This window comes from Mesorhizobium sp. P2_C7, assembly GCF_056404515.1.
The window spans coordinates 373,784-398,848 of record NZ_JBFUDW010000005.1 but is presented as its reverse complement, the minus strand read 5'-3'; the positions used below and the strand labels follow the sequence as shown (position 1 = coordinate 398,848).

The window sequence follows — 25,065 nt, the reverse complement described above, 5'->3', positions numbered from 1 at the left end:
CCCGTGGCCGAATCGATATTGGGAAAGCTCGGCTTCGGCAGGGCCAGCGGAGTAGACAAGGCCGGCTGGGGGCGGACGCTCGCCGTGGCCGTCGTCGCCTTTATCTATTTTCTGCCGGTGCTGTTCATCATATTCACCGCCTTCAAACCGCAGGGCGACGCGCTCCTGGTGCCTCCGACGCTGTCGCCCACGTCGCTGTTCGGCTTGATTCCGGACCATTTTGTATTCAAGCCCACGCTCGAAAATTTTGGGTCCGTCTTTTCCCGCTCGATGACGCCGGACGGTGCCCCGGAAGCGACAGGATTCGACCGTTATTTCTTCAACTCGATCTTCATCGCCTCGGCGTCGGTGCTGCTGGCGCTGGTCATCGGCACCCTGGCGGCCTTCGGCTTCTCGCGCTATCCGCTGAAAGGCAATGACACCTACCTGTTCATCATCCTGACCACGCGCATGCTGCCGGCGATTGTGGTGATCATTCCGGTGATCCTGATGTTCCGCGTAGTGGGCCTGTCGGGCTCGTATCTCGGCATCATCATGCTCTACACCGCCTTCAACCTGGCCTTCACCATCTGGATGATGAAGAGCTTCTTCGATGAATTGTCGCCAGACGTCGAGGATGCCGCCCGCATCGACGGATCGTCCGGAATGCGGGTGTTCTTCAAGATTTGCCTGCCCCAGGTCATTGCCGGGCTCGCCGCTACGTTCGTGTTCGGCCTGATCCTCACCTGGAACGAGTTCCTCTTCGCTCTGTTGCTCTCGGGGCCCGACACGAGAACGGTCCCGGTCGCCATGAACCAGGCCGTGTCGTCGGGTGGACGCGGCACCGACTGGACTTTGCTTGCCGCCATCGAAACCCTGTTCCTCGTCCCAGTCTTTCTGGTCACCTTCTTCTTGCAAAACCATCTGTTGCGCGGCGTTACCTTCGGCACCGTGAAGCGCTGAAATGTCAACCATCGAACTCCGCAAAGTCACCAAGCGTTTCGGCTCCTTCACCGCGGTCAAGGACGTTGACCTGTCGGTGGCCGCCGGTGAGGTCGTCTGCCTTCTCGGCCCGTCCGGCTGTGGCAAGACGACGACCCTGCGCGTCATCGCCGGGCTGGAAAGCGTCACTGACGGCGAGGTCGTCATCGCCGGCAAGGTGATGAACAACCTGCCGCCCGAAAAGCGCGACATCGCCATGGTGTTCCAGTTCTACGCGCTCTACCCGTCGGCATCGATCGGCGAGAACATCGCCTTCCCGCTCTATCATGACGGCATTTCCAGGGCTGAGCGGACTGCCCGCGTCAACCGCGTCGCCGCGATCCTCCACTTGGAGCACGTTCTCGACCGGCTGCCGAACCAGATATCCGAGGGCGAAAAGCAGCGCGCCGCCATGGCCCGCGCCATCGTCCGCGACCCCAATTGCTTCCTCTTCGACGAGCCCTTGTCGCGTCTCGATGTCGAACTGCGCCAGAGCATGCGTGGCCAGATCAAGGAAGTGCTGCAGGGCCTCTCCAAAGCGACCGTGATCGTGACCCATGACCAGCTCGAAGCGCTCACCATGGCCGACCGCATCGCCATCATGAAGGACGGCCTGATCGAGCAAGTCGGCTCACCGCACGAGGTTTTTGCCAAGCCCGCCAATGCTTTCGTGGCGAGCTTCATCGGCACGCCGCAGATGAATCTTCTCGAGGCCGACCTCAAGACCTTCGCCGATGGCACGGCGGAGATGGCCGTGGCCGGCATTAATCTGGCGATCCGCACGGACGCGGCGGTCGCGCGCCTGCAGCCCGGCAAGGTGACGATCGGTGTCCGCCCCCGCGCCTTCACCGCGACCGATACGGGGGACCGTGGCACCATTTCCGCCCGGGCCGAGCTCATCGAGCCCATGGGCGCCGAAACCCTTATTCATGCCCGCACGGCGGCAGGCGCCGACATCCGCGTCGTGGTGACGAGAAGCCAGCGGGTCAAGGTCGGCGAGGCGCTGAATCTACGCCCCGATCCCAGGCAAACCCATGTCTTCGATGGCGCCGGAAAGGCGGTGCGGTCATGAGCGACAGTTCTTCCGGCATGAGCCGGGCCGGCGCGTACTGCCTTGAGGTCTTCATCATTGGCCTCGGCGTCATGGCGCTGGTGCTGATCTTCCAACCCTTTTCCATCGGCCTGTACGCGGTCGGCAGCGGTCTCGTGGTGCTTGCCGGACTCATCAACAACCTGCTGCCGTTGGCCCAGCCGGGCGTTAAGGTGCGCAGTGTGGTGACCGTAGCGCTGGTCGTGGCGCTGGTCTTCTGCATTGTGCTGCTGGTTTCGATCACGGCGGCGCATCTCTACGGCGTCTTCTTCCTCAATCCACCGGACCCCAACACTCTCGCCGGCAAGGCGCAGCTCGCCACGCCACCTTTCTACAAGCAGGCTTTCGTGTGGGAAATCGCCGCCGCGGCGGTGATTCTCGCGCTGGTCGTCACCGCTCTCAACAAGACAGCGCGATGATCAGCAGCTGACGCTATCCGGCAGGTCGCGCTCGCGCCGGTCCGCGCCGGTCGGTGTGCGTCGCCCTCTCAACTCTCACGCCGTCATCCTCCGGCTTGACCGGAGGACCCGATGCCGAGATCAAGGACCGCGTCGACCGCGCCGCCAGGACGCTGCGGATCGAACATTTGCTCGACCGCAAGACCGACCGGCTTTCGGGCGGCCGAGATGCAGCGCGTCTCCATCGGCCGCGCCATCGTGCGCAAGCCGCACGTGTGCCTGATGGACGAACCGCTGTCGGCGCTCGATGCCAAACTGCGCGAGGCGCTGCGCACTGAACTCAAGAACCTGCAGATGCAGCTTGGCGCCACCTTCCTGTTCGTTACGCACGACCAGATCGAGGCGATGTCGATGGGCGACAAGGTCGGCGTGCTCAACCATGGCCGCATCGTCCAGACCGGCACGCCGTATGAGATCTACAACAATCCGCGCGACACCTATGTGGCGAGCTTCGTCGGCTCGCCGCCGATGAACCTCATCGACGGCAAGCTGGTGAACGGCCGCGCGGTGAAGGCGCCGCTGAATTTCGAACTGCCTTTTCAGGGGGAGCCAAGGCGAATGCGGCGACCGATGGCCGCCCGCTCGTCTTCGGCATTCGGCCCGAGGATGTCTACCTCGAGAGCGGCGCGCCGGTCGAGGCGCACGTCCACGAYGTCGAGAACCATGGCGTCGAAAAGATCCTGACGCTGCGCGTCGGCGACGCGATGCTGCGCGCCACGGTGCCGGCCAGGACCGATGTGGCGATCGAGCAGCCGGTGCGCTTTGCCTGGAACCCCGACAAGGTGGTGCTGTTCGACAAGGGCAGCGGCGTCAATTTGCGCCACGCGTCATAGGCCGCGACCTCGCTTATTTCGGCAGGTAAGTCTCATATGGCGTGTCGTTGATCAGCAGGACCCTGCTCTTCGGCGCGAAGATGGCTGGGCGCCGAGCCAATGACGCGCTTGAAGGCACGGCTGAAGGCGGCATCCGATTCATAGCCGAGACGCGCGGCAACGACGGAGATCTTCATCCGGTCGCGGACCAGCCACTGCCGCGCCTGGTGCATTCTGACCTGGGTGACATATTTAGCCGGCGTTTCTCCAACGATGGTGGCGAACCGCTCGGCAAATCCCGACCGCGAGGCGCCCATCATCCTGGCCAGCGACTCGACAGTCCAGTCGTGGTTCGGTTCGAGATGGATGGCGGCCAGCACGCGCCCGATCTCGCGGTCCCTGACCGCCGCGATCCAGCCGGACGAGTCGCCGCAACCGCGTTCGACCCATGAGCGGATGACGGTGGCGGCAAGCACGTCAGCCAGCCGCGCCATGATACCGCCGGAGCCGACGCGCTCCATCGTCACTTCGCGTGCCATCGAGTCCAGCAAATGCGGTATCCCCGGTTCGTAGGCTTCCAGCTCATGCGTGCGCATCACGTCCGGCATCATGCCGAGCAAGGGATGCAGGCCATCGAGGTTGAAATACATGCTGGCGCAGAACAGCAGCGTTCCCGGTTGGCAGTCCTTGCCGCACATCTCCGCGTTCGACGTGCAGTAGACGTCCTTGCAGACCTCTTCGAGTTCGTAGCCGTGGATCGGCCAGGCCTGGGCGCCGGGTTCGCTGGCCAGCACATGCGCCGCACCCCGCGGCAGCAGCACCGCATCGCCGGCATTCAGCTCCACCCATTCGCCGGACGGCTGCTTCAGCCAGCAACCTCTTCGGCCGATGAAATGAAACCGCGCCCCGGGTTGAGCCGGGAACTGGATGCCCCACGGCTCCTTCATTTCGCAGCGACCATATTCGACGCCATCGAGACGCAGCCCGCGCAATATGTCTGTCAGCGGGTCGCCCGTGATCGGGATTTTGGACGAATGGTCAAACATAATGGGGTTTCTAGCATGGAAACTCCAGGCGGTCACTCCCTATGTTGCGTTGCAGCCAAATGCTGCGCTGCAAACAAGATCGAAGACCGGCCACATAGCCAAGCCGAGATGGCAAGGCATGTAACGGGTGGAGCCCCGGTCGGTCGTTCCCTATGTGGCGCTGCAAACAGATCGGAGACTGACCATGGCCGAACCCGCGACAGGCGTCATCGACGCCACACTTCTGAATCCTGCAGACTCTGATGAACGAACCGAGCCGGCATGGGGCGCCGTGGTCTCGCTGGCGCTTGGTGTTTTCGGCCTCGTTACCGCCGAGTTCCTGCCGGCCAGCCTGCTGACGCCAATGGCGCGCGACCTCGGCGTCACCGAAGGCGTGGCCGGACAAGCGGTGACGGCGACCGCCATCGTCGGCGCCATTGCCGCCCCGACCATGGCCATCATCACCAGGCGCATGGACCGCAGGCTGGTGATGTGGATGCTGACGATGTTCCTGATCCTCTCCAACCTTCTGGCCACCTTCGCGTCATCGCTTACCGTGCTTCTGCTTGCCCGCGTCGTGCTCGGCGTAGCACTCGGCGGCTTCTGGGCGATGTCGGCGGCGATGGCGCTGCGGCTGGTGCCGATGCGGCTGATGCCGCGCGCCATGTCGATCATCCTGACCGGCGTTTCGCTGGCGACGGTGTGCGCAGCACCGGTCGGCGCCTATGTCGGTGACATCTGGGGCTGGCGGACCGCCTTCATGATCGCCACTGTCGTCGGCGCCCTGGCGCTGCTGGTGCAGGTGGCCACCATTCCGAAGCTGCCACCCGTGGGCGTGGCAAGCTTCCGTACCTTGCTCGATGTGCTCGAGCGCCCCTCCATCAGGGTGGCACTGCTGGTCGTGCTGCTCATTGCCTCGGGACACTTTGCCGGCTTCACCTACGTGCGGCCTTTCCTCGAGAAGGTCCCCGTGCTCGACATCGAGACAATCTCGCTGGTGCTTCTGGCCTATGGCATTGGTGGCTTCTTCGGCAATGTCGCCGGCGGCATCCTGGCCGAACGCAACCTCAAGGCAGCCGTTGCACTGGCGCCCTTGCTGATTGCGGCGGCGGCTGCCTCGATGCTGGTTTTCGGTGCCTCGCCCATGGTCGCTGCCGCCGCGGTTGCGGCGTGGGGCTTTGCCTTCGGCGCGGTGCCGGTCGGGCTGCAGAGCTGGCTGGTGCGGGCCGCGCCCGATCAGGCAGAAAGCGCCGGCGGGCTGATGGTGGCGACGTTCCAGGTGGCGATTGCGCTCGGTGCTGTCTTCGGTGGCCTGCTGGTCGACCATGCCGGCGTGGCAAGCGCCTTCGCCTATTGCGGCACGGCGACATTGTTGGCGGCGATCGTGGTGTTCCTGCGCGGTCCGAAGCAGGTCAACTAGCCGTCGGACTCACCATTTGGCGATGACTTCCTGACGCCAGGCATCGGCCCACGAACCATCCCGGTTTCGGGCCGATGCTGTTATGCGGCAAGCGACAAAGCGAACCTTGCCGATGCGACGGGAGATAGATTCAGACCGAGCGGCCATCGAAGTCGAAGACTGGCAAGGTCGAAGGGTTAAAATCCGCAACGCAATGCATGTTGACGTAGGCGCTGCGTTCACGGCCTTCGCCGACATCCTCAGCGAAGGGGTGGACTCCACAGGTGCGGCAGAAGCGGTGCGCGATGGCGTGGTTACTGAATGTGTAGATGCCCAAGTCATCGCCCCAGGCCAGCACCTGCAAGGTCTCGTGCGGGATGGCACACAACAGGGCGCCCTTGCGCGAGCAGATCGAGCAATTGCACCGCACGGCGCCGGTCAGTTCGGCTTCGAACTCGAAGGCGACCTTGCCGCAGTGACAACTGCCTTTGTAGAGCATCGGATGCTTTCCTCGTGTTCGACGGGGTGCAAAACCGCCTGTGTCGGATAAAGTCTCGGCAGGCCATGTGCCGGCCGCTACATTCAAGACGTTCAAGGCGTCCGGAGTCCGACACTGAAATGCAATCAGCCCGCGATTATCTCGAAACCATCCTCGCGCGCCTCGCCGCCCGTGCCGGCGAAGAACACGTGTTCACGAAGCTCTATGCCGAGGCCGCGCGCGCCGCGGCTGACGCCAGCGATGCCCGCAAACGAACCGGTGTGACGCTGGGGCCGCTCGACGGCACCATTGTCTCGATCAAGGATCTGTTCGATGTCGCAGGCGAACCTACCACGGCCGGCTCGCTCATGCTCAGGACCGCTGCACCTGCGCTGCGCGACGCCGCCATCGTTGGCCGGTTGCGGCAGGCCGGCGCGGTGATCGTCGGCAAGACCAACATGACCGAATTCGCGTTCACCGCGATCGGTGACAATCAGCATTACGGCACGCCCGGGAATGCCACCGATCCCAGCCTCATTCCTGGTGGTTCCTCCTCGGGTGCCGGCGTTTCCGTCGGCGAGGGGACGAGCGAAATCTCCATCGGTTCCGACACCGGTGGTTCGATACGCATTCCGGCATCGCTCAACGGTGTCGTCGGCTTCAAGCCGACCGCTAGGCGGGTGCCTCTCACCGGCGCTTTCCCGTTGTCCGGCACGCTGGACTCGATCGGGCCGCTTGCCCGAACCGTCGCCCAGTGCGCCGTCGCCGACGCCGTGATGGCCGGCGAGGAAGCGGCTGCGCTGACGTCGATTTCCCTTGTAGGGCTTCGCATAGGCATCCCGCGCGGCGTCCTATTCGAAGAAACGCAAGGCGAGGTGGCGACCGCGTTCGATCGATGCCTTCGCAAGGTCGAACTGGCGGGTGCAGGGGTGGCGGATCTGTCGATAGACGATCTGCTTGGAGAGATGCGCGCGGCAACCAAGCGCGGTTCGATCGCTGCCATGGAAGGGGCGGAGATCCATGCCGACTGGTTGGCGACGGGGGCATCGGTGCCGGTCGACCCACATGTCAGCGGGCCTTTGTCGCGGGCAGCTGTGCTGCCGACGCCAGTTTACATCAGGACAATGCGTCGTCGCGCCGCGCTCGCGGCCGCCATGGACGAGCGGCTGGCATCGGTCGATATGCTGGCCCTACCGACCACACCGGTGACGGCGCCGACCATCGTTTCGATGGTCGACGATGCCGAACTGCGCGACCGCACCGAAGGCCTACTGCTGCGCAACACGCAGGTTGCCAACCAGTTCGACCTTTGTGCGATCTCGCTGCCGATGCCGGGCATGGTGCGCCCGGCAGGATTGATGCTGGTGGCGCGCAACGGCCAAGACCGGCGACTGCTGCGCATCGCCGCTGAAATAGAGTCGCTGCTTGGCTCTTGACGAGGGCTGAACTGAATATCAGTGCGACGAACAGTGCTTGCGTTCGCTTTCCTTGGCGGTGCGTACGATGCCGGTCGCAACCAGCCAGGGCAGGCTGTAGTCCTTGCCGGTGATGGTCTGCGTGCGATGTTCGATCGATCCCCTGACGACGATCTTTCCGGCGTAAAGCGCGTCTGAAAGATCCGTTATCGCCTTGTCGGCCTGCGGCAATCCGCTGCTGTCGATCGACACGCCCTTGATGATCGTGCCGGTGGCAAGGTCGAGCGCGCTGTTCGACGGGCAGGGTGCCTTGAAGCAGCGCAGCCCGTTGTCGCAGTAGACATAGCTGCTCTCCGCAGCGGCAAGCGACGGCAAGACGGCTGTCGAAGCGGTGGCAACAAACAACAGCGCGGAGCGAAGACTGGACATGGGAGCGAGCCTCGCCAGAAAATGAGGCGAAACGGCGATGCGTTACACGCTCGCAGGAAACCGCCGGCGGTAGTGATCGACCACTTCGGGGTTGCGCAGATTGACCGGCAGTTTGTTGGCCAGCACCAGCAAGGCTTCACCGGCCGCGCCGACGCCCATGCGCATCATCGATTCCTCGGTGATGCCGGCCATGTGCGGGGTGATGATGACATTGTCGAAGCCAAAATAGGGATGATCTGGCGGCAGCGGCTGCGTCGAAAACACATCGAGTGCGGCACCGCCGATGCGGCGTTTCTGCAAGGCTTCGATCAGGGCGTCGTCATCGACGACCGGTCCGCGCGATACGTTGATCAGCAGCGCATTGGGCTTCATGCGGGCGATCCGCTCGCGATTGATCAAGCCGCGCGTCTCCGGCGTCAACGGACAGCACAGAACGATGATGTCGCTCTGCTCGACCAGGGCGTCGATCGACAGGAAGCCGACTTTCTCCGGCGCCGGCTGCATGCTGCGCGTCGTTGCCACCACCTTCAGGTCGAAACCATGCGCCGCTATACGTCCGACAGCCTGGCCAACGGCGCCAAGGCCGACGATGCCGATCGTCTTGCCGGCAAGTTCGCTGTTGGAGTTGGCGTGCTCGCGGCCGGCGAGCCAGCCTTTCGCGCGCAAGTCGCGGTCGACGATGCGGAAGCGGCGAAGCAGGGCAAGTGCTGCAAACATGACGTGTTCGGCAACCGAGCGGGCATTGACCGCCGGCACATTCGCCACCAGCACGCCGGCCGCGAATGCTGCTTCCATCGGGATCATATCGAGCCCGGCGCCATGGCGGATTGCTGCCCTCAGCTTCCCTGCACCCTCGAAGAGCTGTGGCGGCAGAGGCGCGCGCACGATGACAATGTCAGCGTTTTTCGCCTCGGCAACAAGCGTCGCTGGGTCGAGAGCAGAAGCGACAACAAGCTCGCCGGCGCCGGCCAGCATGGCCGAGGCGCGCGGATGCAGGGGGTGTGTGGTGAGGATGCGGGCCATGTCGGTCAGGCTCTTTCGAGCGTCGGGCTTTGAGGTTCCTCGCCATGGCCCTCGATCAGGCCCTTCCAGTAGCTCTCGGCGCCCTGCAGATGAGCGCTCATCAGCGCCTGGGCGAGATTGCCATCGCGGCGCAGCAGCGCCTCGTAGATCTGGATGTGCTCGGCATGCGAGCGCACGCTGCGCTCGGGATCGTTGAAATAGATCGGCAGGCGCTGCTCGCCCATCATGTAGTAGACGCTGCAGACATTGTGGAAGACGCTGTTCTTGGTCGCGCGTACGATCTCAAGGTGGAATTCGCGGTCTTCCTTGGCCAGGCCCTCGCCTGCGGCGATGCGCTCTTCCGAAGCTTTCAGGATCTCGCGCAGACGCTCAAAATTCTCTTCGGTGGCGCGCGAACAGGCAAGCTCGGCCGCCTTGATCTCATGGATCTTGCGCAATTCGACCGTCTCGTAGATCTGGATCGGATCGAGCGGCAGGCCGGCGCGCGCGAACAGCGCCATCGCCTCGACGCTGGCCTGCTTGGTGTCGATGTAGATGCCGGACTTGGCCCTGCGCTCGACGATACGCATGGCTTCGAGGATGGCGAGCGCCTCGCGGATCTGGCCGCGGCTGACGCCGAACTGCTCCGCCAGCTCACGTTCCGACGGCGTTCGGCCGGTCTCCTTGTCCGAATGGGAGAACAGGTAGGCAGCGAGTTCCGCGAGAAGGTTCTTTTCTTTCATGTCAATCGCGTTGCGCGTGCGCCTCCAGGAACCGCTCCGAAATGGTGAACCCCAGACCCGGCTTTTCCGGGATCGCTATCATACCGTCCTTGGCTTCGACAGTCTCTTCGATCAGATCATGGATCATCGGGTTGGCGCCGAGCGAATATTCGACGGTGAAACTAGCCGGCGAAGCAGCACAGATGTGCAGTCCAGCGAAGAAGCACGGCGCGCCGGCCCACAGATGCGGCGCAAAGCGCAGGTTGAAGGCGCTGGCGATGGTGCCGATCTTCATCGCTTCGCTGATGCCGCCGCAGAAGGCCGGATCGGGCTGGAAGATGTCGGCGGCTTTCAGCACGGCAAGGTCGCGGAAGGCATAGCGCGTTGCCTCACTTTCGCCGGTGGCGATCGGAACGGCACCGCTTGTCCGCACTTCGGCCATGCCTGGCTTGTCGTCGGCGATGATCGGCTCCTCGAACCAGGCGAGGTCCAGATCGTCGACGAGGTGGATGAAGCGCTTGGCTTCGGCCACCGTGTAGGTGCCGTGGGCGTCGACCATCAATTCGACATCGGGGCCGAGCGCCTGCCGTGCGGCACGGACGCGGGCGGCGGAGACATGCGCGGCACCGTCCATGGCGCCGACCCGCATCTTCAGGGCCTTGAAGCCGCCTTTGGCGATATACGATTTCAATTGCTCGCCGATGGCGTCGGCGGACGCCCAGCCGCCGGACGCATAGGCCGGCATGCGGTCGAACTTGCGGCCGCCGAGGAGCCGCCAGACCGGAACGCCAAGCGATTTGCCCAGGATATCCCAGAGCGCGATATCGACGGCGCTGATGGCAGCTATGCTCATGCCGCGCCGCGCCAGTTGCGGCATGGCATGGCCGGCGCGGGCGGCGCTGTCGTGGCGAACGCCGTTGTAGAGCATCTCCCAGATGACGCCGATGTCGGCCGGATCGCGGCCGATCAATTGCGGCCCGACCTCATGGTTCAGCATGTGGACAAGCGCCCCGTAGCTGCCGGCGCTGCCGGCGGCGTTTTTGCCTTCGCCCCAGCCGACCAGCCCGTCATCGGTCTCGATGCGCAGGATGGCGGCGTCAAAGGTCGTCACCTGACCGAAGTCGCTGCGGTGTTGCCGAGCGGCTTCGATCGGGATGCGGATCCACCAGGCTTGGACGGTCTTGATGCGCATGGTCTTCCCCGGCCCTGCCGCCGGTCAGGGCGAAAGGGCAATTTCCCAACAGGCAGTCGACTACTTGATCAGCGGCAGCAACGTTTCTGCGGTGATGCGCATCTGGTCGGTGTAGAATTTCTCGGTCAGCACGCTGGAGCCGTGATCCTGGATGAACTTCAGCTGTTCGGGCGAAATGTCGACCGGATGGCGCTCGACCATGTCGGGATAGGGCGCGGCCGGCGTGCGGTCGACCGGGGCGACGAACTCGTTGGTCAGCGCGCCGTCGTAGCCGACTTCCTTCAGCGTGGCGACGATCTTCGGCCAGTCGATCTGGCCGAGGCCGGCGGCAAAGCGGTTGTTGTCGGCGACATGGAAGTCGAACAGGCGCTTGCCGACCTGCCGGATCGCGTCATGGACGTTAAATTCCTCCATGTGGATGTGGTAGGCGTCGAGGCAGACGCCGCATTCGGGGCTGACCGCGTCTGCCAGCGCCAGGGCCTGGGCGCCGCGATTGAACAGATAGGTTTCGAAGCGATTGAGCGGTTCGACGGCGATCTTGACGCCGACCTTCTTGGCGTGGGTGAAGCATTCACGGGTCGCGTCGACAACCCATTTCCATTCCTCTTCCTCGGTGCCATCCGGCACCACCTTGCCGACCGTCGCCGGAACCAGCGTGATGATCTCGCCATCGAGTTCGCTGATCATCGTCAGCACGTCCTTGACATACTGCACGGAACGCTCGCGCTGGCCCTGGTCCTTGGCGGCAAGGTTGCGCTCGCCCAGCATCAAGGTCACCGCGCCCCAGCAGCGGATCCCATGCTCCTTCAGCAGCGCCCGCGTCTCCTTGGTCTTGTACTGCTCAGGCTCGCCGGAAATCTCGATCGACTCGTAGCCGAATTTCTTGATGCGCTTGAGCGTCGTCTCCAGCGGTTCCGCGCGCATCCAGTTGTGCGTCGAAAGGTGCATGGTCTGTCCTTCCCAAATTCGTCTTTGTGGTTCGCCTGCACATGCATCGCTGAAAGGCGACACAAGGGTTCCTCCCCAAGGCATCCCCAGCCTTTTTTCGCAAACTGGTTCGACCAATTGGGCCTGAAGCGAGGTCTACAGCAATTTCCCATGGACGGCAAGAAGCGGCGGGCCGCTGCGCTCACTCCGAATTATTTCATTGATTATATTGAGATATGTATCCCTTTTTTGCTTGCCTCAGGGGTTCCCTCGATGCACTACAAGACTTGACCAAATCCTTGTATTTGGTAATACCAGAATAGCGGCGCGCACAAGCGCCCGGTGTGAAAAGACCAAAGTGGCTGGCCCTGCTTCCAATCGGCGCTATGCTCGGTCGCGAGGAAAATGAGGGAGGATGCCGATGCCGACGACGATGAAGGGCCCTGGACTGTTTCTGGCGCAGTTTGCAGGTGACGCCGCGCCGTTCAATTCACTGGCTTCGATCACCAAATGGGCGGCTGGTCTTGGTTACAAGGGCGTGCAGATCCCGACCTGGGACGCGCGCTTGTTCGATCTCAAGAAGGCGGCATCTTCCAAGGCCTATTGCGATGAGGTGAAAGGCATCTGTGCCGACGCCGGCATCGAGATCACAGAACTGTCGACGCATCTGCAGGGGCAATTGGTGGCGGTGCATCCGGCCTATGATGCGCAGTTCGATGGCTTTGCGCCGGCTTCGGTGCACAACAATCCCAAGGCGCGTCAGAAATGGGCGGTCGAACAGATGAAGTTCGGCGCCAAGGCCTCGCGCAATCTCGGGCTGAACGCCTCTGTGAGTTTCTCCGGAGCGCTGGCTTTCCCTTACCTCTATCCGTGGCCGCAACGGCCGGCCGGCCTGATCGAGGAGGCTTTTTCGGAGCTCGGCAAGCGCTGGAAGCCGATCCTTGACGTCTATGAGGACAATGGCGTCGATGTCGGCTACGAAATCCATCCCGGCGAGGACGTGTTCGACGGCGCCACCTTCGAGATGTTCCTCGAAGCGGTTGGGGGCCACAAGCGCTGCAACATCAATTACGATCCGTCGCACTTCCTGCTGCAGCAACTCGACTATCTCGAATTCATCGACATCTATCACGAGCGCATCAAGGCGTTCCACGTCAAGGACGCCGAGTTCAACCCGACCGGGAGGCAAGGCGTCTATTCCGGCTATCAGAGCTGGACCAACCGCGCCGGCCGCTTCCGCTCGCTCGGCGACGGACAGGTGGATTTTGGCGGCATCTTTTCCAAGTTGACGCAGTACAACTACGATTCCTGGGCGGTGCTGGAATGGGAATGCTGCCTGAAGCACCCAGAAGACGGCGCGGCAGAGGGCGCACCATTTATCCAGCACCACATCATCCGGGTGACGGAAAAGGCATTCGACGACTTTGCGGGCGGCACCACCGACAAGAAAGTGCTGCGCGGCCTGATGGGGATTTAACGCGACTTCCCTCCCGCTCGAGGGAGGGTGGCCGACGGGCCCGGGTAGGGTCAGTTCAACCGAGCTCTACCTCTACGACCCACCCGATCCGCAGCGCGGATCGACCTCCCGTCAAGGGGCCGGGATATTTCAGACACGAGGAGAAAAGACATGGTCGGCGCATCGAAGTCGGAAACGGGAGGCGGTCCGATCCGCTATGGCATGGTCGGTGGCGGGCAAGGCGCCTTCATCGGCGCGGTGCACCGCATCGCGGCGCGCATCGACAATGATTTCGTGCTGGTCGCCGGTGCGCTGTCCTCCGATCCGGCTCGCGCCAAGGCGTCGGCCGCCGAACTCGGGCTCGACCCGGATCGCAGCTACGGCTCCTATGCCGAGATGGCCAAGGCCGAGGCCAAGCGGCCTGACGGCATCGAGGCGGTGGCCATCGTCACCCCCAACAATGTCCATGTGCCGGCGGCCAAGGCCTTCCTCGAGGCCGGCATCCACGTCATCTGCGACAAGCCGCTGGCGACGACGCTTGCAGAGGCCAAGAAGCTGGCCGCCGTGGTCGAGAAGACCGGCAAGGTGTTCGTGCTCACCCACAACTACACAGCCTATCCGATGGTTCGGCAGGCCCGCGAGATGGTGGCCAAGGGCGCGCTCGGCGACATCCGCATCGTGCAATCCGAGTATCCACAGGACTGGCTGACCGAGGACCTCGCCGCCACCGGCCAGAAGCAGGCGTCGTGGCGTGGCGATCCCAAGCAGGCAGGGGCAGGCGGCGCGCTCGGCGACATCGGCACCCACGCCTACAATCTGGCGCGCTTCGTCTCGGGACTGGAGCTCGATTCCCTTTCGGCCGATCTCGACGCCTTCGTGCCGGGGAGGCTGCTCGACGACAATGTCAACGTCATGCTGCGCTTCAAGCCCGACGGCAAGACGCATCCGGCCAAGGGCATGATCTGGGCAAGCCAGGTGGCACCGGGCCATGAAAACGGGCTGAAGCTGCGCATCTATGGCTCGAAGGGCGGGCTGGAATGGGTGCAGGCCGACCCGAACTATCTCTGGTACACGCCCTTCGGCCAGCCGAAGCAACTGATCACCCGCAACGGCGCCGGGGCGCTGCCTGTGGCGGGGCGTGTCAGCCGGGTTCCGCCGGGCCATCCCGAGGGTTACCTCGAAGGTTTCGCCAACATCTACCAGGAGGCCGCGCGCGCCATCCGCGCGGCGCGCAAGAAGGGCGGCAAGCCGGCAAAGGACGTCGTCTTTCCGACCATTCAGGACGGCGTCGAGGGCATGGCCTTCATCGAGGCTTGCGTGAAGTCATCGAAGAAGAATGGGGCCTGGACGAAGCTGTAGTCCAAGGGGGCGATGATATCAGGTGACGCCGGCCTGACCTGAATCTCAACGCCCTTACGCTTGACGAGGGAATTTTTGGGGAGGGGCGTCGATGAAAATCGGCATGTGCATGTTCCTGTGGACGACGGCGGTGTCGAAGAAACACGAGCCGTTGCTCCGCGACATCAAGGCAACCGGTTTTGATGGCGTCGAGATACCGATCTTCGCCGGCACGCCCGACGACTACAAGAAACTGGGTGAGTTGCTCGACCGTATCGGGCTGGAGCGGACCGCCGTGTCAGCGATGGGCGATCCGGCGATGAACCTGATCGCGGTCGACGCCGCGACCCGCAAGGCCGGCGTCGACTATATGAAATGGGCTATCGACTGCGCCGACGCGCTCGGCGCCAGCACGCTGAGCGGACCGCTGCATTCGACGCTCGGTGCCTTTTCCGGCTCAGGGCCGACAGCCGCCGAAAAGAAGCGCTCGGTCGCTTCGCAACGCGCGATCGGCGATCATGCCGGCAAGAGGAATGTCACAATCGGGCTCGAGGCGCTGAACCGCTTCGAATGCTATCTTCTCAACACGATGGCGGATCTGTCCGAGCATATCGATGCCATCGACCGGCCGCACATCAAGGCGATGTATGACACTTTCCATGCCAACATCGAGGAAGCCGACCCGATCGGCGCCTATACAAAACACCGCAGGAATGTCGTCCATATCCATATTTCGGAGAACGACCGCGGCGTGCCGGGGCGCGGCAACATCCCGTGGAAGGAAACGTTCTCCGCCATCCGCAAGAGTGGCTATGACGACTGGCTGACGATCGAGGCGTTCGGCCGTTCGCTCAAGGACCTGGCGGCGGCGACCAAGGTGTGGCGCGATTTTTCCGAGAGCCCGGAAGCCGTCTATCGCGACGGCTACAAGCATGTCAGGAACGGGTGGAAGAATGCGGCATAGGGCGCCCTGAGGCGCCGCGATCGCTAATTTTGCTCGGCCTGGATCCTGTTGTAGTCGTGTATGGTCCGGCTCAGCCTGCGGCGCAGGAAGTTGGATATGTTGTCGAAGATGAACACCACGGCCAGCGTCAGCAGCACCATGTAGAAGACGTTGGCCCAGTTGGAATTGGTGCGCATCGCTTCCCACAGTTTCAGGCCGATGCCGCCGGCGCCGACGGCGCCGATGATGGTGGCGCCGCGGGTGTTGGATTCCCACTGGTAGAGCGTCTGGCTGATGAAGATCGGAATCACTTCAGGCATCACGCCATAGCGCTGCACCAGAAGACCGTTGGCGCCTGTCGACTTGATGCCCTCGCGCGGCTTGTCGTCGATGTTCTCGAGGCTTTCCGAATAGGTTTTGCCCAGCGTGCCGATCTCGGTGAAGAAGATCGCGGCGCTGCCGGCCAGCGGACCGGGGCCGAAGGCGCGGGTGAAGAACAGCGCCCAGATCAGCATATCGACCGAACGCATGAAGTCGAAGAAACGCTTGAGCACCTGGCTGAGCAGCCCGTTCGGCGTGATGTTGCGGGCGGCGAAGAAGGCAAGCGGGAAGGCGACGATGCCACCGAGCAGCGTGCCGAGAAAGGCCATGACGATGGTCTGCAACAACTTCGTCCAGACGTCGCCGTGCTGCCACTGGGCGTTGTTCCAGATATTGTATCCCGCCAGCGCGAGGTTAGAGGTGCCCGGCTTGAGTTCGGGGCCGGACACGATCAGCGAGGCCACTTCACTGGCCGACTTGCCGAAGAAGGGCGAGCGCGTGTCGAAGACGAAATTTGCCCAGCCGAGGAAGCGCTTGCGGACCTTGACGCGGTCGACGGTGACGCGCACTTCGCCGGCGAAGCCCATCTTGGCCACCACCTCGTCGTCATGAGCGGTGATCCAGTCCGGCACCGGGCCCGAGATCACCGGCTTGCCGCCGGTCAGCGACACCGGCACCGTCTCGCCATTGGCCACGATCGTCGCCTTGGTCTTGTCGAAGGTGACGGACTTGCCGGGGCCGTCGATCAGGACGCTGAAAGTGCCGTCCGCGTTCTTGATGACCCAGTCTGGATTCGGGTTCTCGCCAAGCGCGGAAAAGCGCGGGTATTTCGGTGTGATCTCGGGCTGGTCGAGCCGAAATTCCGGCTGCAGGTCATAGCTGACCCACTGCGTCAGGAAGAGCGGCAGTCGTTCCCAGTGCGATTCCCGCAGCACTTGCGGCAGGCTGAAGAACCACAAGGCATAGATGAGGTAAAGCAGTATGCCGACGAACAGGAACAGCGGGGCGAAGCGCTTGTACGTCGGCCGCCGGAACACTTGCGGGTAGCGCTCCTCGATCAACCGGATTTCGTCGGCGGTCATCGTCGCCATGATCAAGAACCTGATCCATCCCGATAGGACCGGGATGGGGCTCTATCTTTTGGTTTTGCCATGGTCTTTTCCGAAAACCGGATTCCACTTTTCGGGATCATGGCTAAGCACCCATCAGGAAGGCTTGTTCGCCGACCAGCTTGCGGCGCAGCCAGGCCGAGAACTGGTCGATGATGAAGATGGTCGTGAACAAGAGCAGCACCAGCGCCAGCGTCTTGGCGCCGAAGCCGCGTGAGATCGAGAGTTTCAATTCCTCGCCGATGCCGCCGCCACCGACGGCGCCGATGATGGTCGAAGCGCGCACATTGATCTCGACGCGGAGCAGCGTGTAGGACATGAAGTTGGGCAGCACCTGCGGCAGGTCGGCAAAGCGCACCCGCTCGAACCAGTTGGCGCCGACCGCCCTCAGGCCTTCCTCGGCGCGCATGTCGATGTTCTCGTTGATCTCATAGAACAGCTTGCCGAGCGCGCCGATCGAATGCAGGCCGATGGCGATGATGGCAGCGATCGGACCGGTCGAGACGATGGCGGCGAAGAGGCCGGCAATGACGATCTCCGGAAAAGCGCGCAGCAGCTCCATGAAGCGCTTGACGACGAGCCTCAGCACCGGATGCGGCGTCAGGTTGCGCGCGGCGATGAAGGAAAACGGCACGGCGAAGATGAAGCCGATAAACGTCGAGACCAGGGCCACGTTCACCGTGGTCAGCATGAGCTCGAAATATTCAGGGATGTAAAAGCCGCCCCAGACATAGACGCGGCCGAGCGGAAAGTTGAATTCCTGGGTGCCGGTGTCATGCGGCGAGGCAATGTCGAACAGCGCCCGCCAGACGTCGTTCCAATCCTTGGGGATCAGCCAGCTCAGGAAGTCCAGAATATGCGGCAGCCGGTCGAAGAAGTGCCCAGCATTGGCTTCGTCGGCGAACCACATGCTCGCAAACGTCGCGGCAAGCAGTAAACCGACGCCAAGCACCGTATAGAGCCGGCGCAGCGATATCTGGCGTCGCCAGGCATCGGCCATCTGATGGGTGGCGGCGGAGGGGGCTGTCACGGAAAGGGTCATGATCGGACAAACAGAAAGGGCGGTGCTTTCAACACCGCCCTTCTGATTTTTGCCGTTAGCCGCCGATGGCCGCCTTACGGGCTTCGACGATGACGTTGTAGAAGTCCGCCTTCACCGGAACGTAGCCGGTGAAATCGCCGCCTTCGACGCCCTCGAAGCAAGCCTTGTCCTTGGCCGGCAGGGCCGTGAAGAAGGCAGTCAGCTTGGCGGTCATGTCGTCGCCGAGCGCGGTGCGCACGACCAGCGGGCCGTTCGGGATCAGGCCCGAGCGCCAGACTTCGACGAAGTCGTTAGGGTCGACGGCGCCCTTGGCGACTTCCTTGTGGAAGGTGCCAGAGGTGTAGCCGTTCTTGAAATCGCCGATGCCCGAGGAATCGTCCACCGCGACGTCGACCTTGCCGTCACGCACGGCCAGGACGTTGTTCTCGTGACCGCCATTGAACTGGGTCGAAGCGAAGAAGGTTTCGTTCGAAGCGCCAGTGTCCTTCGGGATCTGGGTCAGCGGGATCAGATAGCCGGAGGTCGAATCCGGATCGGCGTAGCCAAGCTTCTTGCCCTTGGCCGACTTGATGTCGGTGATGCCGGAAGACTTGAGCGCCAGGCCGATCGAATAGTAGCCGGTGGCGCCGTCAGTCTGCTGGGTGGTGAGGATCGGGGTTACCGCCTTCGGGTCCTTGAGGGCGATGCTGGCATAGCCGGAAGCGCCGAGTTCGGCGAAGTCGAGGGTGCCGCCGAGCAGGCCCTGGATGACGCCGTCATAGTCGGCGGCGGGGAACAGCGAGACCTTCTCGAAACCGAATTCGGCCTTCAGATGGTCGGCCAGGCACTGGTAGTTGCGCAGCCGGTCGGTTTCGTTCTCGCCGCCGAGGATGCCGACGCGGAATTCCTTCATATCGGCGGCGTGGGCCATGCTGGTTGCCATGGCGAGCACCGAAACGGCGCTGAAAACCATCTTCCTGAACATTGGATATCTCTCCTGTGGGTTCCGGCCCCGCGCCGGTAGCGTTGGTTATTCTGACAGGTGCCCTTGACGCGGGCTGGCGATCCAGGTCGCTCTTTCTTGACTCAATATCCCGGGAATGCGGGCTCGAGCGGTCCGGCGGATGCAGTGATCTTTTGCTTGTAGGCGATGCTGGTCGAGGTGATGGCCTCGGAGATTTCGCCGCCATTGCTGTCGGCGCCATAGACGAGGCGGACGGCCTCGCGGTTGAGCTCTTCCGGCGGGCCGTCGAAGACGACCTTGCCGGCGGCCATGCCGATGATGCGGTTGCAGTAGGCGCGGGCAGTGTCCAGCGTGTGCAGATTGGTGACGACGGTGATGCCTTCGCGCAGATTGATGTCCTGCAGCGAATCCATCACCACCTTGGCGTTGAGTGGGTCGAGCGAAGCGATCGGCTCGTCGGCGAGGATCACCTTGGGCTGCTGCATCATGGCGCGGGCAATGGCGACGCGCTGCTGCTGGCCACCCGACAAAGTACCGGCAGGCTGCATTGCGGTGCGGGCAATGTCGAGCCGCTCGAGCGCGGCGACCGCCTCGGCGCACTCGGCGCGGGAAAACATGCCGAGCAGGTTCGACATGGTCGAACGGTGGTTCAGCTTGCCGAGCAGCACATTGGTCAGCACGTCGAGGCGCGGCACCAGGTTGAATTGCTGGAAGATCATGGCGCAGTCGCGCTGCCAGCGCCGGAGCGGCGAACCGCGGAGCTGGGAAACCTCGGCGCCGTCAAAAAAAATCGATCCCTGGCTGGGATCGATGAGACGATTGATCATGCGAAGAAGGGTTGATTTGCCGGCACCCGAACGGCCGATAATGCCAACCATCTGACCCTGCGGGATCGAGACGTTGATATCGCTGACGGCAGTGTTCTTGCCAAATCGTCGGGTGACGCCGCGGATTTCGAGCGTGGCTGACATGGTCGTTTCCAGTCCAGTCGCGTTGAAGGTCTGTTAAGAACTTCGCTAGCGCAGCGCCATGAACCTGCGGTGTCGGATTGATGTCAGTTTTGTTACTGCCCACAGGCGCGGCGTCAGGCGCCTGGTGGTGTCGATCAGCTGAGCACCTGCAACTCCTCGAAATGCTCCATGTCCCTGAAGCTGCAGAAGGCCGGCGCCTTGATCTCGATCGCCGGAGCCTGCCGCGCGAAAAGCGCGAGAGAGTCATCGAACAGTTGCTGCCATACGGCCGCCCTGTCATCCGCAAGACGCTGGATCTGATAGGCGAAGGTGATGTGGAAGACGTAGCTGTCATGGTCGGGATGCCGGTAGCCGAACGGCACCGCCAAGGCATCGCGCCATGCGCCCATGATGCGCACGTCCTCGTCGGTCGCGCCGGCGACGGTGAGGCCGGTCGGTACGATTTCGACCACCTTGATGTTGAACGGGCCTAAGCCCTTAAAACCCTTCAGGCGTTCCAAATAGAGGCGGGTCATTGCGTCGATGCTGGTGTCGAGCGGCACGTCATGCGGCCAGTAAGGCAAGCGGCGGCGATATTCGATGATGCCCTGGAACAGCGTCATGTGCAGGCTGGAGACGGGGGTGAAGGCCAGCCGGTCGGCATCGGGCATCGCCAGCATCCGGTCGCGCACCTCAAGCACCACGGCCTCGGAGGGCGAACCGCTGACGAGATGGCTGACGACCGTGTTGCCGGGCTCGATCAGGAAATTGCCCGACATGTCGTAGCGCGTGCCGAGATGAACGGGTGGCTTCGGATTGGAGCCGGCAAAGAATCCGGCGAGCGAGGGTCTGACAGAAACAGGCATTTGCGATCTCCAGGGCAGATGGCGTCCCGCCCCGGCGATGTGTCAGGGAGATGAAACAGGCTCACCCATGACAATGATGTGATCGCCTATTCGCCATATTTTTCCAGAAAGGCCTCGGCCGACAGTTCCCGGAAATCATCCAGTGCTGTCCGCAGCTTGGCATGGTCCCAGTCCCACCAGGCGAGCGCCTGGTAGCGTTCGGCGGTACGGCGGTCGAAACGCTCGCGGATTGGTCTGGCCGGCACGCCGCCGACGATGGTGTAAGGTGCGACATCCTTCGAGACGACGGCACCGGCGCCGACCGCGGCGCCATCGCCAACAGTGACGCCGGGCAGGATGGTCGAGCCGTGACCGAGCCAGGTGTCGTGGCCGATGGTGACCCGCTTGGCGCGGCGCTGGGCGAAGAATTCACTTTCGTGCTCTGCGTCGTCCCAATAGTCGGAAGCGCGATAGGTGAAATGGTGCAGCGTCGGCCGCCACGTCGGGTGGTTGGTGGCGTTGATGCGCACGCTGGCTGCAATGTTGGAAAACTTGCCGATCGTCGCGCACCAGACGGCGCAGTCCTGCATCATGTAGGAATAGTCGCCGAGGATGCTCTCGGAAACCCGGCTTCTGTCGGCGATCTCGGTCCAGCGGCCAAGCGTCGAGTTCTGCACGTCCGCCGTCGGGTGGATCAGCGGCGTCTCTGACAACTTTTTCGTCATGCGGCGATTTTTCCGGGCGCGAAAGCGGTGACGTCGATGATGCGGTCGGCGACGGCCTCGCGCACGTCGTGGTCGTGGAAGATGCCGAGCAGGGCGACGCCCGCGGCCTTCTTGGCGGCGATGAGTTCGATCACAACGTCGCGATTCCTGGCATCGAGCGAGGCGGTCGGTTCGTCGAGCAGCAGGATCGGGTGCTCGGTGATGAAGCCGCGCGCAATGTTGACGCGCTGTTGCTCGCCGCCGGAGAAGGTTGCCGGCGGCAACGCCCAGAGTTTTTCCGGCAGGTTGAGCTGCGCCAGCAAGGCGCGTGCCTTGCCGCGCGCGTTCTCGCGGTCCTCGCCGCGCTCGACCAGCGGTTCGGCGACGACGTCCAGCGCCGAGACGCGCGGCACGGTGCGCAGGAACTGGCTGACATAGCCGATCGTTTGCCGGCGTATGGCAAGCACGGTGCGCGGGCTGGCGGTGGCGAGATCGATCAGCCCATCATCGTGCTTGACGATGATCTGGCCCTCGTCAACGGCGTAGTTGCCGTAGAGCATCTTCAGGATCGAACTCTTGCCGGCACCGGACGGGCCGCCGAGCACGGTGCATTCACCAGCCCTGATCGAGAACGAAACACCGGCCACGACAGGCAATTTGATGCCGTCGCGCAGATGCATGGCGAAGCTCTTGGCGACGTCGGAGACAACGAGGGGCGTCGGCATGGGTTACACCTGAAGTATCGAGGAAACGAGAAGCTGGGTGTAGGGCGCGCGCGGGTCATCGAGTACGCGGTCGGTGAGACCGCTTTCGACGACGCGGCCATCCTTCATCACCATCATGCGCTGCGACAGAAGACGCGCCACGGCAAGGTCGTGGGTGACGACGATGGCGGCGAGACCGAGGTCGGTGACCAGGCCGCGCAGCAGGTCGAGCAGGCGTGCCTGCACCGAGACGTCGAGGCCGCCCGTCGGCTCATCCATGAACACCAGCCGTGGCTCGGTGACGAGGTTGCGGGCGATCTGCAGGCGCTGGCGCATGCCGCCGGAAAAGGCGCGCGGCTCGTCGTCGATGCGGTCTTCGTCGATCTCGACGCGCGACAGCCAGTCGACGGCCGTGGCGCGGATCTTTCCATAGTGGCGGTCGCCGACCGCCATCAGCCGTTCGCCGACATTGGCGCCGGCCGACACCGTCATGCGCAGGCCGTCGGCCGGGTTCTGGTGGACAAACCCCCAGTCGGTGCGCATCAGGAAGCGGCGTTCGGCCTCGCTCATCCGGTAGAGCTCGCGGAACTGGCCGTCGCGCATGCGGTAGCTGGCGGTGCCGGAACTCGGCAACAGCCGGGTCGACAGGCAGTTGAGCAGGGTCGTCTTGCCGGAACCGGACTCGCCGACCACAGCCAGAACTTCGCCGGGCCACAGGTCGAAGGAGACGTTGTCGCAGCCGACGCGCGAGCCGTAGAATTTGGAGAGCGCCGAGACGCGCAGCAATGGTTCGTCGGTCATTGCGCCGGCTCCATCGTCTCTGGGGCAAGATGGCCAAGATGACCCTCTTCACGCCGCTTCTCGCAGTGATCGGTGTCGGAGCAGACGAACATGTGGCCGCCGTGGTCGTCGAGGATGACCTCGTCGAGATAGACATTCTCGGCCGCGCACAGCGCGCAGGGCTGGTCGAAGGTCTGCACCTCGAACGGATGGTCCTCGAAGTCGAGGCTGACCACTTCGGTGAAGGGCGGCACGGCATAGATACGCTTTTCGCGGCCGGCGCCGAACAGCTGCAAAGCGGGCGAGCGGTGGATCTTGGGATTGTCGAATTTCGGCGTCGGCGACGGGTCCATCACGTAGCGACCCTCGACCTTGACCGGATAGGCATAGGTGGTGGCGATGCGGCCGTGCCTGGCGATGTCCTCGTAGAGCTTGACATGCATCAGGCCGTATTCCTCCAGCGCATGCATCTTGCGCGTTTCGGTCTCGCGCGGCTCGAGGAAGCGCAAGGGCTCGGGGATCGGCACCTGGTAGACCAGCACCTGGCCCGCCGTCAGGGGATGCTCGGGGATGCGGTGGCGGGTCTGGATGATGGTGGCGCTCGCGGTATCGGTCGTCACCGCGACGTTGGCGACCTTCTTGAAGAAGGCGCGGATCGAGACCGCGTTGGTGGTGTCGTCGGCGCCCTGGTCGATGACCTTCAAGACATCGTCGGGGCCGATGATCGAAGCGGTGACCTGGACGCCGCCGGTGCCCCAGCCATAAGGCATCGGCATCTCGCGCGAAGCGAACGGCACCTGATAGCCGGGGATGGCGATGCCCTTGAGGATCGCGCGGCGGATCATCCGCTTGGTCTGCTCGTCGAGGTAGGCGAAGTTGTAGGTGGCGATGTCTGTCGGTTGAGCGGTCATTCCGCGGCCTCCCTCTTGTCGTCCGCCTTCACCGGGTTTTCGCGGGCGTCATATTCGGCGCGCATGCGGCGCACGAGGTCGAGTTCGGCCTGGAAGTCGACATAGTGCGGCAGCTTTAGGTGCTCGACGAAGCCGGTAGCCTGGACATTGTCGGAATGCGAGATGACGAACTCCTCGTCCTGCGCGGCGGCGACGACATCTTCGCCGAGTTCCGAAGCGCGCAATGCCCGATCGCACAGCGCCATCGCCATCGCCTTGCGCTCGCTCTGGCCGAAGACCAGGCCGTAGCCGCGGGTGAATTGCGGCGGCGCCTTGGCCGAGCCCTTGAACTGGTTGACCATCTGGCATTCGGTGATCCGCACGGTGCCGAGCGGCACGGCGAACGGGAGTTCGGGGACATCCAGTTCCAGCTCGACCTCGCCGATGCGGATCTCGCCGACGAAGGGATGGTTACGGGCATAGCCGCGCTGCGTGGAATAGCCGAGCGCCAGCAAGAAGCCCTCATCGCCGCGTGACAGCGCCTGCAGGCGGATGTCGCGCGCCATCGGGAATTCCAGCGGCTCGCAGGTGATGTCGCCGGGGACATGGTCCTGCGGCATCTCGCCATCCGGCTCGATCAGGCCCTCGCGAGCAAGGATCGCAGAAACGCGCGGCATGGCCTGCGTTTCGGTCTCGCGCTGCAGCGGCTCGGCGACATCGCCGCCGGCGGCAAGCTCAGGGTCGAGCAGCCGGTGCGTGTAGTCGAAGGTCGGGCCGAGCAGCTGGCCGCCGGGCAGGTCCTTGTAGGTCGCCGAAACGCGCCGCTCGACCAGCATGGTGGCAGTGTCGATCGCCTTGGAGTAGCCGAAGCGCGGCAACGTGGTGCGATAAGCGCGCACCAGGAAGATCGCCTCGATCAGGTCGCCGCGCGCCTGGACGATGGCAAGCGCCGCCAGTTCCCGGTCGTAGAGCGAGCCTTCGCTCATCACCCGGTCGACGCCAAGCGCCAACTGTTCGACGATCTGGTCGAGGCGAAGGGCGGGCACCGAACGGTCGCCGCGCCGGCGGTCGGCGAGCAGGCTGTGGGCGTTGGCAATGGCCGCTTCGCCACCTTTTACCGCGACATACATC

General features: G+C 63.5%; 25 protein-coding genes and 1 pseudogene. 9 read left to right on the top strand and 17 right to left on the bottom strand.

Translation table 11 applies throughout. From position 1 onward, the window contains the following. Positions 1-3: 3 nt before the first annotated feature. The 4 genes and pseudogenes from AC1D2G_RS13815 to AC1D2G_RS13800 all read left to right on the top strand — a co-directional run. Positions 4-942: a carbohydrate ABC transporter permease gene (locus tag AC1D2G_RS13815; RefSeq protein ID WP_095084794.1), complete on the top strand. Its 939-nt coding sequence runs from the start codon at positions 4-6 to the stop codon at positions 940-942. Position 943: 1 nt separating this feature from the next. Further along, positions 944-2,032: an ABC transporter ATP-binding protein gene (locus AC1D2G_RS13810; protein WP_184877083.1), complete on the top strand. Its 1,089-nt coding sequence runs from the start codon at positions 944-946 to the stop codon at positions 2,030-2,032. Then, entirely contained in the window at positions 2,029-2,469 is a 441-nt protein-coding gene (locus tag AC1D2G_RS13805; RefSeq protein WP_032931773.1) for a hypothetical protein, read from the top strand. Before AC1D2G_RS13810 ends, AC1D2G_RS13805 begins: the two co-directional genes overlap by 4 nt. 107 nt (positions 2,470-2,576) lie before the next feature. Further along, positions 2,577-3,341, top strand: a pseudogene (locus AC1D2G_RS13800) (ABC transporter ATP-binding protein); the annotation flags it as partial. A 32-nt stretch (positions 3,342-3,373) separates the two neighbouring features. On the opposite strand, the gene AC1D2G_RS13795 reads toward AC1D2G_RS13800, so the two are convergent. Then, entirely contained in the window at positions 3,374-4,366 is a 993-nt protein-coding gene (locus AC1D2G_RS13795) for an AraC family transcriptional regulator (protein WP_477414555.1), read from the bottom strand. Positions 4,367-4,550: 184 nt separating this feature from the next. On the opposite strand from AC1D2G_RS13795, the gene AC1D2G_RS13790 reads away from it, so the two are divergent. Next, entirely contained in the window at positions 4,551-5,765 is a 1,215-nt protein-coding gene (locus AC1D2G_RS13790; protein WP_477414553.1) for an MFS transporter, read from the top strand. Between the two features lie 130 nt (positions 5,766-5,895). On the opposite strand, the gene AC1D2G_RS13785 is transcribed toward AC1D2G_RS13790, so the two are convergent. After that, positions 5,896-6,243: a GFA family protein gene (locus AC1D2G_RS13785; protein ID WP_477306762.1), complete on the bottom strand. Its 348-nt coding sequence runs from the start codon at positions 6,241-6,243 to the stop codon at positions 5,896-5,898. 119 nt (positions 6,244-6,362) lie between these two features. On the opposite strand from AC1D2G_RS13785, the gene AC1D2G_RS13780 reads away from it, so the two are divergent. Further along, a complete protein-coding gene (locus AC1D2G_RS13780; protein ID WP_477414551.1) occupies positions 6,363-7,658 on the top strand; it encodes an amidase in 1,296 nt (431 codons plus the stop codon). 18 nt (positions 7,659-7,676) lie between these two features. On the opposite strand, the gene AC1D2G_RS13775 is transcribed toward AC1D2G_RS13780, so the two are convergent. Genes AC1D2G_RS13775 through AC1D2G_RS13755 form a run of 5 tightly spaced genes read right to left on the bottom strand, consistent with a single transcriptional unit; the run spans position 7,677 to position 11,930 of the window. After that, positions 7,677-8,066, bottom strand: coding sequence for a hypothetical protein (locus AC1D2G_RS13775; RefSeq protein WP_457152527.1), 390 nt, complete (start codon positions 8,064-8,066; stop codon positions 7,677-7,679). Between the two features lie 42 nt (positions 8,067-8,108). Continuing rightward, positions 8,109-9,089 (bottom strand): hydroxyacid dehydrogenase, encoded by a 981-nt coding sequence (locus AC1D2G_RS13770; RefSeq protein WP_477414549.1) that lies wholly within the window; start codon positions 9,087-9,089, stop codon positions 8,109-8,111. A 5-nt stretch (positions 9,090-9,094) separates the two neighbouring features. Beyond that, on the bottom strand, positions 9,095-9,811 hold the full coding sequence (locus AC1D2G_RS13765; protein WP_095084786.1) for a FadR/GntR family transcriptional regulator: 717 nt from the start codon (positions 9,809-9,811) through the stop codon (positions 9,095-9,097). Between the two features lies 1 nt (position 9,812). Further along, entirely contained in the window at positions 9,813-10,982 is a 1,170-nt protein-coding gene (locus tag AC1D2G_RS13760; RefSeq protein WP_477414547.1) for a mandelate racemase/muconate lactonizing enzyme family protein, read from the bottom strand. A 60-nt stretch (positions 10,983-11,042) separates the two neighbouring features. After that, a complete protein-coding gene (locus AC1D2G_RS13755; RefSeq protein ID WP_095084784.1) occupies positions 11,043-11,930 on the bottom strand; it encodes a sugar phosphate isomerase/epimerase family protein in 888 nt (295 codons plus the stop codon). A gap of 400 nt (positions 11,931-12,330) precedes the next feature. Here AC1D2G_RS13755 and AC1D2G_RS13750 point away from each other — a divergent pair, with 400 nt between their 5' ends. From AC1D2G_RS13750 to AC1D2G_RS13740, 3 genes are all read left to right on the top strand, one after another. Then, entirely contained in the window at positions 12,331-13,386 is a 1,056-nt protein-coding gene (locus tag AC1D2G_RS13750; RefSeq protein ID WP_477414545.1) for a sugar phosphate isomerase/epimerase family protein, read from the top strand. Between the two features lie 150 nt (positions 13,387-13,536). Then, positions 13,537-14,724 (top strand): Gfo/Idh/MocA family protein, encoded by a 1,188-nt coding sequence (locus tag AC1D2G_RS13745; protein WP_477414543.1) that lies wholly within the window; start codon positions 13,537-13,539, stop codon positions 14,722-14,724. 91 nt (positions 14,725-14,815) lie between these two features. Further along, a complete protein-coding gene (locus AC1D2G_RS13740; RefSeq protein WP_477414541.1) occupies positions 14,816-15,667 on the top strand; it encodes a sugar phosphate isomerase/epimerase family protein in 852 nt (283 codons plus the stop codon). A gap of 23 nt (positions 15,668-15,690) precedes the next feature. On the opposite strand, the gene phnE (AC1D2G_RS13735) is transcribed toward AC1D2G_RS13740, so the two are convergent. From phnE (AC1D2G_RS13735) to AC1D2G_RS13690, 10 genes are all read right to left on the bottom strand, one after another. Next, positions 15,691-17,058 carry a phosphonate ABC transporter, permease protein PhnE gene (phnE, locus tag AC1D2G_RS13735; protein WP_477414539.1) on the bottom strand — a complete coding sequence of 456 codons (1,368 nt, stop codon included), beginning with the start codon at positions 17,056-17,058 and terminating at the stop codon, positions 15,691-15,693. A 103-nt stretch (positions 17,059-17,161) separates the two neighbouring features. After that, positions 17,162-18,118 carry a phosphonate ABC transporter, permease protein PhnE gene (gene phnE / locus AC1D2G_RS13730; RefSeq protein WP_477414538.1) on the bottom strand — a complete coding sequence of 319 codons (957 nt, stop codon included), beginning with the start codon at positions 18,116-18,118 and terminating at the stop codon, positions 17,162-17,164. A gap of 55 nt (positions 18,119-18,173) precedes the next feature. After that, positions 18,174-19,082, bottom strand: coding sequence for a phosphonate ABC transporter substrate-binding protein (gene phnD / locus AC1D2G_RS13725; protein WP_457153002.1), 909 nt, complete (start codon positions 19,080-19,082; stop codon positions 18,174-18,176). A 101-nt stretch (positions 19,083-19,183) separates the two neighbouring features. Continuing rightward, positions 19,184-20,032, bottom strand: a complete 849-nt coding sequence (phnC, locus tag AC1D2G_RS13720) for a phosphonate ABC transporter ATP-binding protein (RefSeq protein ID WP_095084778.1) — start codon at positions 20,030-20,032, stop codon at positions 19,184-19,186. A gap of 134 nt (positions 20,033-20,166) precedes the next feature. Continuing rightward, positions 20,167-20,877: a DUF1868 domain-containing protein gene (locus AC1D2G_RS13715; RefSeq protein WP_477414536.1), complete on the bottom strand. Its 711-nt coding sequence runs from the start codon at positions 20,875-20,877 to the stop codon at positions 20,167-20,169. 86 nt (positions 20,878-20,963) lie between these two features. Then, on the bottom strand, positions 20,964-21,581 hold the full coding sequence (locus AC1D2G_RS13710) for a DapH/DapD/GlmU-related protein (RefSeq protein ID WP_477414534.1): 618 nt from the start codon (positions 21,579-21,581) through the stop codon (positions 20,964-20,966). Then, positions 21,578-22,285, bottom strand: a complete 708-nt coding sequence (gene phnL / locus AC1D2G_RS13705) for a phosphonate C-P lyase system protein PhnL (protein WP_477414532.1) — start codon at positions 22,283-22,285, stop codon at positions 21,578-21,580. The genes AC1D2G_RS13710 and phnL overlap by 4 nt, the downstream gene beginning before the upstream one ends. 3 nt (positions 22,286-22,288) lie before the next feature. After that, on the bottom strand, positions 22,289-23,065 hold the full coding sequence (phnK, locus tag AC1D2G_RS13700) for a phosphonate C-P lyase system protein PhnK (protein WP_477414530.1): 777 nt from the start codon (positions 23,063-23,065) through the stop codon (positions 22,289-22,291). Continuing rightward, positions 23,062-23,955, bottom strand: coding sequence for an alpha-D-ribose 1-methylphosphonate 5-phosphate C-P-lyase PhnJ (locus tag AC1D2G_RS13695; RefSeq protein ID WP_477414528.1), 894 nt, complete (start codon positions 23,953-23,955; stop codon positions 23,062-23,064). Before AC1D2G_RS13695 ends, phnK begins: the two co-directional genes overlap by 4 nt. Then, complete coding sequence (locus AC1D2G_RS13690; protein ID WP_477414526.1) at positions 23,952-25,064, bottom strand: carbon-phosphorus lyase complex subunit; 1,113 nt, start codon at positions 25,062-25,064, stop codon at positions 23,952-23,954. Before AC1D2G_RS13690 ends, AC1D2G_RS13695 begins: the two co-directional genes overlap by 4 nt. Between the last annotated feature and the right edge of the window lies 1 nt (position 25,065).

Excerpts from the sequence above, each read along its gene's own strand:
- AC1D2G_RS13790 (WP_477414553.1), top strand. The coding sequence starts at position 4,551 with ATGGCCGAACCCGCGACAGGCGTCATCGACGCCACACTTCTGAATCCT.
- phnE (WP_477414538.1), bottom strand. The coding sequence starts at position 18,118 with ATGACCCTTTCCGTGACAGCCCCCTCCGCCGCCACCCATCAGATGGCC.
- AC1D2G_RS13770 (WP_477414549.1), bottom strand. The coding sequence starts at position 9,089 with ATGGCCCGCATCCTCACCACACACCCCCTGCATCCGCGCGCCTCGGCC.
- phnE (WP_477414539.1), bottom strand. The coding sequence starts at position 17,058 with ATGGCGACGATGACCGCCGACGAAATCCGGTTGATCGAGGAGCGCTAC.
- AC1D2G_RS13695 (WP_477414528.1), bottom strand. The coding sequence starts at position 23,955 with ATGACCGCTCAACCGACAGACATCGCCACCTACAACTTCGCCTACCTC.
- AC1D2G_RS13690 (WP_477414526.1), bottom strand. The coding sequence starts at position 25,064 with ATGTATGTCGCGGTAAAAGGTGGCGAAGCGGCCATTGCCAACGCCCAC.
- phnL (WP_477414532.1), bottom strand. The coding sequence starts at position 22,285 with ATGCCGACGCCCCTCGTTGTCTCCGACGTCGCCAAGAGCTTCGCCATG.
- phnD (WP_457153002.1), bottom strand. The coding sequence starts at position 19,082 with ATGTTCAGGAAGATGGTTTTCAGCGCCGTTTCGGTGCTCGCCATGGCA.
- AC1D2G_RS13760 (WP_477414547.1), bottom strand. The coding sequence starts at position 10,982 with ATGCGCATCAAGACCGTCCAAGCCTGGTGGATCCGCATCCCGATCGAA.
- AC1D2G_RS13750 (WP_477414545.1), top strand. The coding sequence starts at position 12,331 with ATGCCGACGACGATGAAGGGCCCTGGACTGTTTCTGGCGCAGTTTGCA.
- AC1D2G_RS13795 (WP_477414555.1), bottom strand. The coding sequence starts at position 4,366 with ATGTTTGACCATTCGTCCAAAATCCCGATCACGGGCGACCCGCTGACA.
- AC1D2G_RS13765 (WP_095084786.1), bottom strand. The coding sequence starts at position 9,811 with ATGAAAGAAAAGAACCTTCTCGCGGAACTCGCTGCCTACCTGTTCTCC.
- AC1D2G_RS13805 (WP_032931773.1), top strand. The coding sequence starts at position 2,029 with ATGAGCGACAGTTCTTCCGGCATGAGCCGGGCCGGCGCGTACTGCCTT.
- AC1D2G_RS13785 (WP_477306762.1), bottom strand. The coding sequence starts at position 6,243 with ATGCTCTACAAAGGCAGTTGTCACTGCGGCAAGGTCGCCTTCGAGTTC.
- AC1D2G_RS13780 (WP_477414551.1), top strand. The coding sequence starts at position 6,363 with ATGCAATCAGCCCGCGATTATCTCGAAACCATCCTCGCGCGCCTCGCC.
- AC1D2G_RS13710 (WP_477414534.1), bottom strand. The coding sequence starts at position 21,581 with ATGACGAAAAAGTTGTCAGAGACGCCGCTGATCCACCCGACGGCGGAC.
- AC1D2G_RS13715 (WP_477414536.1), bottom strand. The coding sequence starts at position 20,877 with ATGCCTGTTTCTGTCAGACCCTCGCTCGCCGGATTCTTTGCCGGCTCC.
- AC1D2G_RS13745 (WP_477414543.1), top strand. The coding sequence starts at position 13,537 with ATGGTCGGCGCATCGAAGTCGGAAACGGGAGGCGGTCCGATCCGCTAT.
- phnC (WP_095084778.1), bottom strand. The coding sequence starts at position 20,032 with ATGTCAGCCACGCTCGAAATCCGCGGCGTCACCCGACGATTTGGCAAG.
- AC1D2G_RS13775 (WP_457152527.1), bottom strand. The coding sequence starts at position 8,066 with ATGTCCAGTCTTCGCTCCGCGCTGTTGTTTGTTGCCACCGCTTCGACA.
- phnK (WP_477414530.1), bottom strand. The coding sequence starts at position 23,065 with ATGACCGACGAACCATTGCTGCGCGTCTCGGCGCTCTCCAAATTCTAC.
- AC1D2G_RS13755 (WP_095084784.1), bottom strand. The coding sequence starts at position 11,930 with ATGCACCTTTCGACGCACAACTGGATGCGCGCGGAACCGCTGGAGACG.
- AC1D2G_RS13740 (WP_477414541.1), top strand. The coding sequence starts at position 14,816 with ATGAAAATCGGCATGTGCATGTTCCTGTGGACGACGGCGGTGTCGAAG.
- AC1D2G_RS13810 (WP_184877083.1), top strand. The coding sequence starts at position 944 with ATGTCAACCATCGAACTCCGCAAAGTCACCAAGCGTTTCGGCTCCTTC.